Raw genomic sequence first — 11,237 nt, forward strand, 5'->3', positions numbered from 1 at the left:
TTGCGACCTGCGAGGGGTACCACGGCGCGGGTACCCGGACGGCCTCCCCCTCTGTCATCTCAACCTGAGAGCTTCACCGGGCCGCACGGGGCGGTCCGGCTTTCACCGTCGGTGAGGAGGGGCTTCGTCGCTGTACCCGACCCGGCCCGCCCTGCTTTCCAGAGTGACCTCGTCCGCGCGGTACGTGTGCCTGAGAGATTCCGGGGAGGATTTGCTCCTTCGGCGCCCCCGTCGAACCCGTCAAAGGATCTCGGAGGACTCTCCCGCGTGGGGTCTGCAGCCACTGTCAGCCTACCAGCGCGGGTCCGGACGGATCCCTCGAGTGGCCGGTTCCCGCTTTGTGCCTTTTCGTGGTCCTCAGGGCTTCTCTGTGCTTCTCTGTGCTTTCCCAGGGGCCTCGGAGGTCGCTGGGGGTCCGGAGGGCAGACGCGACCACGGGAGGAACCGTGCAGACCGATATCGATCCACGGAGTCTGATCGGCCGCAAGGCGTTCGACCGCAACGGCGCCAAGATCGGCACCGTGGACGAGGTGTACCTCGACGACGCGACCGGGGAGCCGGAGTGGGCGGCGGTGCGCACCGGGCTGTTCAGCCGGGACGCGTTCGTGCCGCTGGAACCGAGCCGGGTCGAGGACGACACCCTGCACATCCCCTATGACCGGGCGCTGATCAGGGACGCCCCGGACTTCGGGGTCGGCCGGCACCTCTCCCCCGAACAGGAACTGCAGCTCTACCACCACTACGGGCTCGACCTCCCCCCGCCGGACCCCGAGCACGCCTGGCGGCCCGGCTCTCAGCCGGACACGCCCCCGGCCAACGGCTGACCACCGGACCGGGCCTCCGGCGTGACGGCCGGCCCTGCCGGTTCATGGGGCCCGGATTCGGGCGGCCCGGTGGGCGTCGGCGGTTGCGTCGGCGCCGCCGGCTCCGGCGGGTGCTCCCAGGCGGCTCTGATCAGCGGCAGCGGCTCACCGGGTTCGAGCGCCGGGTCGTCCACGGCGAAGGTGCGGACCCGGCCCGGCCCGGACCAGGGCTGCTCGAAGCGGACGGTGACGCGGCCGACCCCGCTGCCCTGGATCCAGCCAGTCCCGTACTCGGCGTGCCGGATGTCCAGCCCGGGCAGCCAGCGCCGCGGCCGCCGTCCGGCCGCCCCGTCCGCCGTGGGCTCCCCCTCCCCTTCCGCCCCCGCGGTCGGCGGCCGCTCCGCCACTGCGGCGGCCTCGGCCTCGCTCGCCGCCTGGGCGAAGAGGTCTTCCTGGGTGTAGTCGGCGAGCCCGGTGACGCCGACCCCCAGCAGCCTGACCCCGGCGGTGGTGTCCACGCCGTCCAGCAGCCGCCCCACGGCCTCCCGGACCACCCCGAGGTCGTCCGTCGGCCCGCGTAGCGTCTCCGAGCGGGTCAGCGTCGAGAAGTCGTAGCTCCGCACCTTGATCACGACGGTGCGTCCGGACCGTCCCGCCGCGCGCAGCCGCTGGACGCAGCGGTCGGCGAGCCGGGCCAGCTCCAGCTCCACCCGGGTCCGGTCGGTGACGTCCTCTTCGAAGGTATCCTCCACGGACACCGATTTGGCGTCCCGCTCGGCGACGACCGGTCGGTTGTCCCGGGCGGTCGCCAGGGCGTACAGCCCGGCGCCGTGCGCCTTGCCCAGCAGCCGTACGAGTTCCGCCTCGCCCGCCTCGGCCGTCTCGCCCACCGTCGTGAGCCCGGCCCGCCGCAACGTTTCAGCGGTGGCCGGTCCGACGCCGGGGATGGCCCGCACCGACATCGGGGCCAGCAGCTCCAGCTCGGTGCCCGGCTCGATGACGACAAGGCCGTCGGGTTTGGCCTGCTCGGAGGCGATCTTCGCCAGCATCTTGGACCCGGCGAGGCCCACCGACCCGCTGAGCCCGGTGGCCTCCCGGATGTCCCGCCGCAGCCGCTCCCCGACCGTCTGCACGGCCCTTGAGGAAGGCTCGACGCCACCGGCCTCGAGATCCACGAACGCCTCGTCCAGGCTCAGGGGCTCCACGAGCGGCGACAGCTCGCCGAGCAGCCCCATGACCACCTCGCTCACCTCTCGGTACAGGGTGAACCGGGGGGCCAGGTAGGCGGCGTTGGGGCACAGCCGCCGCGCCTGGGCCGTCGCCATCGCCGAATGGACGCCGAAGGCCCGGGCCTCGTACGACGCCGTGGCCACCACGCCCCGGGGACCGATCCCGCCGACCACCACGGGCTTCCCGCGCAGGCTGGGCTTGGCCGCCTGCTCCGCCGCGGCGTAGAACGCGTCCATGTCGAGATGCAGGATGGTCGGTGCGGCTCTCACATCTCCGATGCTGCCCTATGCCACTGACAATCGGCGCCGGCCCGCGGGGCGGCGCCGGTACCGGGCCGACGGGCCCGGTGGCGCGCCGCTCAGCCGACCCGGTTGCGCCGCCTCGCCAGCTCGTCGGCCGGATTGTGGCCGATGAGCGTCTCGCCTGTGTCGACCCGCTCCCCGTGCAGCTTGGCCAGCGCGCTCTCGACGTCGCGCCACACCACCCCCACGGCGATCCCGAAGACGCCCTGCCCGCCCTGGAGGAGGTCGACGACCTCGGCGGGCGAGGTGCACTCGTAGACCGTGGCACCGTCGCTCATCAGCGTCATCTGGGCCAGATCCGCCATGCCGCGCGCCCGCAGGTGCTGCACCGCGGTGCGGATGTTCTGCAAGGAGACCCCGGTGTCCAGGAGCCGCTTCACGATCTTGAGGACGACCACGTCCCGGAAGCTGTAGAGCCGCTGGCTGCCCGAGCCGTAGGCGGGCCGCACGCTCGGCTCCACGAGCCCCGTCCGCGCCCAGTAGTCCAGCTGGCGATAGGTGATGCCCGCCGCCGCGCACGCCGTGGGACCCCGGTATCCGACGTGGTCGTCCCCCGGCTCCTGCGGCGTGCCGACCACCGCCGGCCCACCATGACGGGGTCCGGGTTCGACCGTTCCCCCATGCAGCGGATACGGACCGCCGACCGCCGTACCGTCGCCCGTGCTTCTCACGCCGACCTCCGTCCTTGACCTGCCCTCTCGACGGTAGGCAGTCACTCGGGGTGCGTCAACGATCGCCACACTCGGCACGCCGAGTGATAATCACCCAGAGAGTGGTTTTACGTGTCCCAGCGCCGGGAAAGGCTACTCGAATGCGCCACGGCCGCCCCACAAGGACCGCCGGCGCGCCTCACTGGCTGTTGGTGCCGAAGTCCTCCGGCGAGATCTGGTCGAGGAACTCGCGGAACTTCTCCACCTCGTCCTCCTGCTCGTCCGGGATGGCGATTCCCGCGTCGTCCAGCACCCCGTCACTGCCGTAGATCGGCGTTCCCGTGCGCAGCGCCAGCGCTATGGCGTCGGACGGCCGGGCGCTGACCTCCACCCCACTGGCGAAGACCAGCTCCGCGTAGAAGACCCCTTCGCGCAGATCCGTGATGCGGACCTCCGTGAGCTGCTGCCCGACCGCGTCCAGCACGTCCTTGAAGAGGTCGTGGGTCAGCGGACGGGCGGGGGCCATGCCCTGCTGGGCGAAGGCAATGGCCGTCGCCTCCCCGGGTCCGATCCAAATGGGGAGGTAGCGATCGCCTCCCACTTCACGCAGGAGCACGATCGGCTGGTTGGAGGGCATTTCCACCCGGACACCCACGACATCGAGCTCGTTCACACAGCAACCCTAGGACGTGCCCGGCAGGTTTGGGTAGTCGGGCCACCCTCCGGTCAGTACGAGCGGGGGTGCAGGGCGCTGCGCACCAGGGCCGCGTGGAGGCGTACGGACAGCGCGGCCAGCTCCCGCGCGGTGGCCTCGGCGTGCGCCCTGGTCTGCGGATTGCGGTGCCGCCGCAGGGGTGCGACCACCTGTTCGACCAGCCCGGCCTCACGATCGGCGGCGGCCTTCATGGCCCGGAGGTGGCGGGGTTCCAGGCCGAAACGGCCCAGATCCGCGACGAGCTTGGCCACGGCGACCGAATCGACGTCGAATCCGCCGTCCGAGTGGGCGCCGATCAGGCCGTACGACTCCCATTCGGCGAGTTCGGGCTCGGTCACACCGGTGACGGCCAGCAGCTCGGCACGGCCGATCCGCGTGGCCGTGGACGGCTTGGAGCCGGCCGCCGCGGCCTCGGGGTCCTCGGGGTCCACCGGGGCGTCGACGGCGTCCCTCGGCTGCCCCGGTGCGGGCAGCTGCACCCGCTCGCCCCGGGCCAGGGCGTCCAGCTGCTCCCGGATGACCTTGAGCGGAAGGTAATGGTCCCGCTGCATGCGCAGGACGAATCCGAGCCGCTCCACATCCTCGGCGCTGAACTTGCGGTAGCCGGACGGGGTGCGCTGCGGCTCCACCAGTCCCTCCGCCTCCAGGAAGCGGATCTTGGAGATGGTGACCTCGGGGAACTCGTCCCGCAGCAGATTGAGCACCGTGCCGATGCTCACCAGCCGGCCGTCCGCGCCGGCGGCACCGGAGGATCCGGTGCCGCCCGGGGATGTTCGAAGCATGGCCCTTCCCTCGCGGGGTCAGATGCCGCGCTGGCTGCCGTAGAAGACCAGACGGTACTTACCGATCTGCACCTCGTCGCCGTTCGACAACGACACCGTGTCGATGCGCTCCCGGTTGACGTACGTGCCGTTGAGGCTGCCGACGTCCGTGACGGTGAAGACGCCGTCCTGGCCTCTGCGGAACTCCACGTGCCGTCGCGAGACCGTGACGTCGTCGAGGAAGATGTCACTCTGCGGGTGACGGCCCGCGGTGGTCACCTCCCCGTCCAGCAGGAAGCGGCTGCCCGAATTCGGACCGCGCCGGACCACCAGCAGCGCCGAGCCCAACGGCAGGGCGTCGACGGCCGCCTGGGCCTCCGGGGAGAGCGACGGGATCGGCGTCTGCCCGGTGGTCTCCGAGTCGTACGCCTCGAGACCGGAGATGGAGATGGTCGAGGTCGTCTCCGAGGCGCGCTCGGCGGCGGCACCCGGCCGCAGCGGCGCACCGCAGTTGGAGCAGAACCGGCTGGCTTCGCCGGCCCGGTGGCCACACCTCGTACAGACCGGCAAGGCAAACCCTCCACCCGCGCTCGAGGCCTCTGGTGCTCCGAAACCTATGCGTCCGGCTCCGGCAGGGTCAACAGAGCCCTGACCGCCGGGGGCACCCACCTGGTCCCGGAACAGAGGACGCCCTTCCTGGGCCCCCTCGCCGCCTTCCGCCGGACGCGACGCCCTGTGACGGGCGGAGCCGCCGTCCTGGCGTGCGCTCTTGCCGAACAACTTCCCAAACAACTTCACGGGCGATTCCCCTTGACCGAAACAGACCCGCCCGTGGGGCAGGACAAACCCTCGATGCACACACCGTCCGACCCGGACACCTCTACAACGTCCGTGGTCAGCTCACAGTTTCCACCACGCGCCCCCAACTTGGTGCGCCGACCCCCCGCAACCTCCCACGCTCCCCGTGGAGCCCTCATCCGCGTCCGCCTCACTGCGATGACGACCGAGCGTAGTCAGGCCGCTTCGCCGGGCGCAAGGCATCCACGATGATCTTCTCAGACCGGGCCACCGCCACGCCCGCCTGCTCCTTCTCCAGAGTCTGCACCACGCCACCGGGGATGTTCAGCGCCGGTTCCAGGTCCTGCGGCTTGCCGATGACCTTGAACCGGTAGGGCTGCGAGACCTTCTTCCCGTCGATCTCCACCCGGCCCGCGGCACCCGAGAAATAGGTGTCGGCGACCACCCGGACATCGTTGATCTGGATGGCCTCCGCACCCGCGGCACGCAGTTCCTGGATCGCGTCGAGCAGCATGTCCGCCTCGACCTTGCCCTTGGCGTCGGTGACCGTCAGCTCGATACCGGGCCCCCTGGCCGCCACCGTGCCGGCGAGCACCCCGAGCTGTCCCTCTTTCTGCTCGGTCTGCTTACGCGCCTCGGCGGCCTGGTTGGAGCTGCTCTCCAGCTCCGATCGCTGGTTCTCCAGCCGCCGCTTCTCGTCCTCCAGACGCTTCGTGCGGTTGTCCAGTTCGTCCAGGATCCGCACCAGGTCCTCCTGGCGGGCCCCGCGCAGAGCACTGCTGTCGTTGGTCGAGCGGACCTGAATGGCCAGGCCCAGGCCGAGTACGCACAGCAGCAGCGCCACGATGAGCTGCGCCCGCGTCAGCCTCGGCGGCCACAGCCCCTTGACGAGCCGTTGACGGCCGGTCAGCGGCCCCGGCCCGGTGGGCGCTTCCGCCGGTGTCGCCACGGGTTCGGGCGTGTCCTCCTCGGCCGGCGAAGGCTCCGGGCGCGGCCGCTGGGGCCGGCCCGCCTCGTCCGGCTCACCCGCCTCGTCCGGCAGGTCCGGCTTCGCGGCTTCGCCGGGTGCCGGTGCCCGCTCGGGCCCCACGGCCTCGCCGGCCGCCTCACCGGGCTCTTCGGGCAGCCGCTCCGGCTGCTCCTCCGGTTCCGGCTTTCCGGACTTCTTGGGCGTGTCGTCGCTGCTCATCGGCCTCACGCCCGGAACACGTGCCGCCGGATGGCGGCCGCGTTGGAGAAGATACGGATGCCCAGGACGACCACGACACCGGTGGACAACTGCGCGCCGACACCGAGCTTGTCACCGAGGAAGACGATCAGCGCGGCCACGACGACGTTCGACAGGAAGGAGACGACGAACACCTTGTCGTCGAAGATTCCGTCCAGCATCGCCCGGAGGCCGCCGAACACCGCGTCGAGTGCCGCCACGACAGCGATGGGAAGGTAGGGCTCGACCACCGTCGGCACCACGGGACGGACGACCAGTCCGACCACGACTCCCACGATGAGGCCCAATACGGCGATCACGATGTGCCCTTCCCTGTGTCGGTGCCGCGTTTCTCCGCGCCACCGCCCTGCGGCTGTGCGGTACGTACGAGCAGGCTCGGCGCGGCCGGCAACCGGACCTCGCCCTCGGCGGAGATGCCGGCCCGGACACCGTAGTTCTGCTGGAGAACATGCAGGTACTGTCCGTCGGCACTGTCCTGGAAAGCGGTGCTCAGCCGCTGACCGTCGCCGATCGCCAGCACCGTGTAAGGCGGCACCAGCGGTCTGTTGTCGACCAGTATGGCGTCACCGGCGGCCCTGATCGCCGACAGCGCCGTCAGTCGCTGTCCGTTGACGGCGATCGCCTCGGCGCCGGACTGCCACAGACCGTTGACGATGCGTTGCATGTCACGGTCGCGCACCCGACCCGTGTTGGAGAACCCGCTGCTTTCCCGTGGTCCCCCGGCGCCGCTCTGCTTGGTCCGTTTGGCGTCGTCGACGACCACCTTGACCCCGGGCCCGCGCGCCGGGGTGGCCCCCGCCAGCAGCGACACCAACTCGGCGCTGTCCCCGCCGTGTTTCTCCAGGGCGTCCCGCTGCTTGGCGCCGACCGTGTCGCGCAGCGTGTCGACGTTCTTCTGCAGGGTGTCCGCGGCGGAGGTCTCGGTCTCGATCCGGTCGATGAGCTGCTGGCGCTCCTTGGCCAGGGTGGGCGCCGCTATCCGCGCCTGCGCGGCACCGAGCGTCACCACCGCCGCGGCCAGCAACAGGGCGGCGGCGAGCCCCAATTTGGCCCGCAGCGTGCTCGGCAGGCCCTTGCCGCCGTCCGCACGCCGGGCCGCGGCCTCCGCGTAACCGTCGTCGAGGCTGTGGTCCATGACATTGGTCAGCAGCGACATGGAGGCATCGGGGCGCGGAGCCGGAGATGCGGTGCTCCGAACGGGGGGCTGCTGCGACATGCCGCACATCGTCGCACGTCGGAGGCGTCGTCTCCCAATGGCCCCACCGGCGTGCCGGATCCGGACCGGGAGACGACGCCCCGATGTCCCCTTGTTCCTCTCGGGTACCGCTATCGGGTACCCCGCTTCGTGCCGGTCAGCGCCCGGCGCCGTCCACGATCGCCGACCACTCGTCCAGCAGGGCCTGCGCGGAGGCGTCGTCCGGACCCTCCGCCCACAGGTGCGTCACCGCCTCGGCCGGGTCGGGCAGGACCATCACCCAACGCCCGTCGGCCTCGACCACCCGCACACCGTCGGTCGTATCGACCGAACGGTCCCCGGCCGCCTCGACGACGTGCCGCATGACGAGCCCCTTGACCGCCCACGGCGTGGCCAGGTCACGGCGCAGCACATGCGCCCGCGGAATGCGTGCGTCTATCTGGCTGAGGGTGAGCTGGGTGCGCGCCACCAGGCCGATGAGGCGTACGAACGCGGCGGTGCCGTCGAAGACGCTGCTGGACTCCGGGACGATGAAACCGCCGCGGCCGTCACCACCGAAGATCGTCGACTCGGCGCGGCCGACCCGGGTCAGGTCGTCGGGCGACGTCGTCGTCCACTCGACCTGGGTGCCGTGGTACGCGGCTACTTGTTCGGCGATCCGGGTGGTGGTCACCGGGAGCGCCACCCGCCCGCTGCGCCGCTCGGCGGCGACGAGGTCCAGCAGGACAAGCAGGGCGCGGTCGTCCTCGACGATGCGCCCGCGCTCGTCGACGAGCGAGATCCGCTCACCCACCGGGTCGAACCGCACTCCGAACGCGGCCCGTGCCGAGGCGACGATCTCCCCGAGCCGTACCAGCCCGGACCGGCGGGTGTCGGCGGTCTCGGTCGGGTGCGCCTCGTCGAGTCCGGGGTTGATGATGAGCGCGTCCACCCCGAGCTTGCCCAGGAGGCTGGGCAGAACGAGCCCGGCGCTGCCGTTCGAGGCGTCGATGACGACCTTGAGCCCGGCCTCCTCGACGCCGTTCGTGTCCACCGACCGCAGGAGCGAGCCCGTGTAGGAGTCGTAGACGCTGGACGGGAAGGACAGGTCACCGATCTCGCCGGGGAAGGCACGCCGGTATTCCTGCCGGGCGTAGACCCGGTCGAGCTTGCGCTGCCCGGCCTGGGACAGGTCGGCGCCGCGCTCGTCGAAGAACATGATGTCCACCGAGTCCGGCACGCCCGGTGACGTACGGATCATGATGCCGCCGGCGCTGCCGCGCGCGGTCTGCTGCCGGGCGACCGGCAGCGGTACGTTCTCCAGGTCCCGTACGTCTATGGCACTGGCCTGCAGCGCGGAGATGACCGCGCGCTTGAGTGCCCGGGCGCCACGGGAGTGATCACGGGCCGTGGTGACCGTGGAGCCCTTTTTGAGGGTCGTCGCGTAGGCGCCGGCGAGCCGCACCGCGAGTTCGGGGGTGATCTCCACATTGAGGATGCCGGAGACGCCCCGGGCGCCGAAGAGGTGGGCCTGGCCACGGGATTCCCAGATGACCGAGGTGTTGACGAACGCGCCCGCCTCGATGGTCTTGAAGGGATAGACCCGGACGTTGCCCTGAATGATCGATTCCTCACCGACGAGGCACTCGTCCCCGATGACGGCGCCGTCCTCGATCCGGGCGGCCCGCATGATGTCGGTGTTCTTGCCGATGACGCAACCGCGCAGATTGCTCTGCGGGCCGATGTAGACGTTGTCGTGCACCACGGCCTTGTGCAGGAAGGCACCGCTCTTGACGACGACGTTGGAGCCCACCACGGTGTGCTCGCGGATCTCGGCGCCCGCTTCGACCTTGGCGTAGTCGCCGATGTAGAGCGGGCCGCGCAGGACCGCGTCCGAGTGGACCTCGGCGCCTTCGGCCACCCAGACGCCGGGGGAGATCTCGAAGCCGTCGATGTCGACATCGACCTTGCCTTCGAGCACGTCGGCCTGGGCCTTGCCATAGCTTTCGTGGGTGCCGACGTCCTCCCAGTAGCCCTCGGCGACATAGCCGTAGATCGGCTTGCCTTCCTTCATCAGCTGCGGGAAGACATCACCGGACCAGTCGACGGGCACATCGGGCTGGACGTAATCGAATACCTCGGGCTCCATGACGTAGATGCCCGTATTGACGGTGTCGGAGAAGACCTGGCCCCAGGTGGGCTTCTCAAGGAAACGCTCGACCTTGCCCGCCTCGTCGACAATGGTGATGCCGAACTCCAGCGGATTGGGAACCCGTGTCAGGCAGACGGTGACGAGGGCGCCCTTCTCCTTGTGGAAACGGATCAGGTCGGTCAGATCGAAATCGGTGAGGGCGTCACCGGAGATGACCAGGAAGGCATCGTCCTTCAGGGCCTCTTCGGCGTTCTTGACACTGCCCGCCGTGCCGAGTGGCTTTTCCTCGTTGGCGTAGGTGAGCTCCATGCCCAGTTCCTCGCCGTCACCGAAGTAGTTCTTGACGAGTGAGGCGAGGAATTGCACGGTCACCACGGTCTCGGTGAGCCCGTGCCGTTTGAGCAGACGCAGCACATGCTCCATGATCGGCCGGTTCACTACCGGCAGGAGCGGCTTGGGCATGCTCGAGGTCATGGGGCGAAGGCGTGTGCCTTCGCCGCCGGCCATCACGACGGCCTTCATGTCGGAAGCGTCCTCCTTGCGAGACGGCGGTCTGTTCCGACTTCACCCGCCCGGATCGCCGACGCGTCTTGCGTGCGGCTTCGGCCCGTTGAGGGGGCTCATGCGACGAGGTCAGTCGGTGGTGGCGTCCGCCTTGACGAGTCGGCGGACCTGGACCACGTAGAGGATCCCTGCCCACCAATAGAGGGTTGTACCCCACCCGGCGAACGCCCATCCGAAAACAGCGGCGAGTGCGGCCGGCCAGCCGTCTCCGTCACTGAGAAGGAGCAAGGGGAAGGCGTACATCAGGTTGAAGGTGGCGGCCTTGCCGAGAAAGTTGACCTGCGGCGGCGGATAGCCGTGGCGCCGCAGGATCCACACCATGACCAGCAGCATCGCTTCGCGGGCCAGGAGGGCCGCGGTCAGCCAGACGGGGAGGATCTCCCGCCAGGTGAGGCCGGCCAGGGTGGAAAGGATATAGAGCCGGTCGGCGGCGGGGTCGAGGAGCCGGCCGAGGCTGCTGATCTGGTTCCAGCGCCGGGCGAGCTTTCCGTCGAGGTAATCACTGATGCCGCTGAGTCCCAGCACGAGCAGCGCCCAGCCGTCGCTCCCCCGCAGGATCAGCCACAGGAAGAGGGGTACGCCGACGAGGCGCGCCATGCTGAGGATGTTCGGGATGGTGAGGACGCGGTCGGTCTGGACACGCGTCTCCTGGACCTCCACCCGGGGGCCTCCTGTGGGGATATGTACCGACGATGCCCCCTGACCCTACCCGCAGACTTCGGCGGCCCGTGCAGAGGGGGCGCAGAGTTTTGTCCGGGCCGAATTGGCCGGAAACGCAGAATAGCCCCCGCAGGAACCCGAAGGCTCCCACAGGGGCTACTCTAAAAATTGTTCGGCGGCGTCCTACTCTCCCACACGGT

At 70.1% G+C, this 11,237-nt stretch carries 11 protein-coding genes and 1 riboswitch; of the genes, 1 reads left to right on the top strand and 10 read right to left on the bottom strand.

What is annotated here, in order from left to right:
- Nucleotides 1–168: 168 nt before the first annotated feature.
- A riboswitch (glycine riboswitch) is annotated at nt 169–276 on the bottom strand.
- Nucleotides 277–446: 170 nt separating this feature from the next.
- Nucleotides 447–824 carry a PRC-barrel domain-containing protein gene (locus ACZ6MA_RS22915; RefSeq protein WP_469435773.1) on the top strand — a complete coding sequence of 126 codons (378 nt, stop codon included), beginning with the start codon at nt 447–449 and terminating at the stop codon, nt 822–824.
- Here the strand turns inward: ACZ6MA_RS22915 and ACZ6MA_RS22920 are convergent.
- The 10 genes from ACZ6MA_RS22920 to ACZ6MA_RS22965 form a co-directional block, all read right to left on the bottom strand.
- A complete protein-coding gene (locus ACZ6MA_RS22920) occupies nt 794–2,302 on the bottom strand; it encodes a DNA polymerase IV (RefSeq protein WP_469435774.1) in 1,509 nt (502 codons plus the stop codon). The genes ACZ6MA_RS22915 and ACZ6MA_RS22920 overlap by 31 nt on opposite strands.
- A gap of 89 nt (nt 2,303–2,391) precedes the next feature.
- Complete coding sequence (locus ACZ6MA_RS22925; RefSeq protein WP_469435775.1) at nt 2,392–3,006, bottom strand: MerR family transcriptional regulator; 615 nt, start codon at nt 3,004–3,006, stop codon at nt 2,392–2,394.
- A 178-nt stretch (nt 3,007–3,184) separates the two neighbouring features.
- Nucleotides 3,185–3,658, bottom strand: a complete 474-nt coding sequence (locus ACZ6MA_RS22930) for a bifunctional nuclease family protein (protein ID WP_184736688.1) — start codon at nt 3,656–3,658, stop codon at nt 3,185–3,187.
- A gap of 53 nt (nt 3,659–3,711) precedes the next feature.
- Nucleotides 3,712–4,482 carry a transcriptional regulator FtsR gene (ftsR, locus tag ACZ6MA_RS22935; RefSeq protein WP_469435776.1) on the bottom strand — a complete coding sequence of 257 codons (771 nt, stop codon included), beginning with the start codon at nt 4,480–4,482 and terminating at the stop codon, nt 3,712–3,714.
- 18 nt (nt 4,483–4,500) lie between these two features.
- Nucleotides 4,501–5,301, bottom strand: a complete 801-nt coding sequence (locus ACZ6MA_RS22940; RefSeq protein WP_469435791.1) for an FHA domain-containing protein — start codon at nt 5,299–5,301, stop codon at nt 4,501–4,503.
- Nucleotides 5,302–5,449: 148 nt separating this feature from the next.
- Nucleotides 5,450–6,448 (bottom strand): DUF881 domain-containing protein, encoded by a 999-nt coding sequence (locus ACZ6MA_RS22945; RefSeq protein ID WP_469435777.1) that lies wholly within the window; start codon nt 6,446–6,448, stop codon nt 5,450–5,452.
- Between the two features lie 5 nt (nt 6,449–6,453).
- Nucleotides 6,454–6,786, bottom strand: coding sequence for a small basic family protein (locus ACZ6MA_RS22950; protein WP_003984969.1), 333 nt, complete (start codon nt 6,784–6,786; stop codon nt 6,454–6,456).
- Nucleotides 6,783–7,703 (bottom strand): DUF881 domain-containing protein, encoded by a 921-nt coding sequence (locus ACZ6MA_RS22955; protein ID WP_469435778.1) that lies wholly within the window; start codon nt 7,701–7,703, stop codon nt 6,783–6,785. The genes ACZ6MA_RS22950 and ACZ6MA_RS22955 overlap by 4 nt, the downstream gene beginning before the upstream one ends.
- Before the next feature lie 136 nt (nt 7,704–7,839).
- Nucleotides 7,840–10,335 carry a sugar phosphate nucleotidyltransferase gene (locus ACZ6MA_RS22960; RefSeq protein WP_469435779.1) on the bottom strand — a complete coding sequence of 832 codons (2,496 nt, stop codon included), beginning with the start codon at nt 10,333–10,335 and terminating at the stop codon, nt 7,840–7,842.
- 111 nt (nt 10,336–10,446) lie between these two features.
- Nucleotides 10,447–11,037, bottom strand: a complete 591-nt coding sequence (locus ACZ6MA_RS22965) for a CDP-alcohol phosphatidyltransferase family protein (RefSeq protein WP_469435780.1) — start codon at nt 11,035–11,037, stop codon at nt 10,447–10,449.
- Between the last annotated feature and the right edge of the window lie 200 nt (nt 11,038–11,237).

The sequence above is a fragment of the Streptomyces sp. NPDC042259 genome (assembly GCF_055582085.1).

Excerpts from the sequence above, each read along its gene's own strand:
- ftsR (WP_469435776.1), bottom strand. The coding sequence starts at position 4,482 with ATGCTTCGAACATCCCCGGGCGGCACCGGATCCTCCGGTGCCGCCGGC.
- ACZ6MA_RS22945 (WP_469435777.1), bottom strand. The coding sequence starts at position 6,448 with ATGAGCAGCGACGACACGCCCAAGAAGTCCGGAAAGCCGGAACCGGAG.
- ACZ6MA_RS22960 (WP_469435779.1), bottom strand. The coding sequence starts at position 10,335 with ATGAAGGCCGTCGTGATGGCCGGCGGCGAAGGCACACGCCTTCGCCCC.
- ACZ6MA_RS22955 (WP_469435778.1), bottom strand. The coding sequence starts at position 7,703 with ATGTCGCAGCAGCCCCCCGTTCGGAGCACCGCATCTCCGGCTCCGCGC.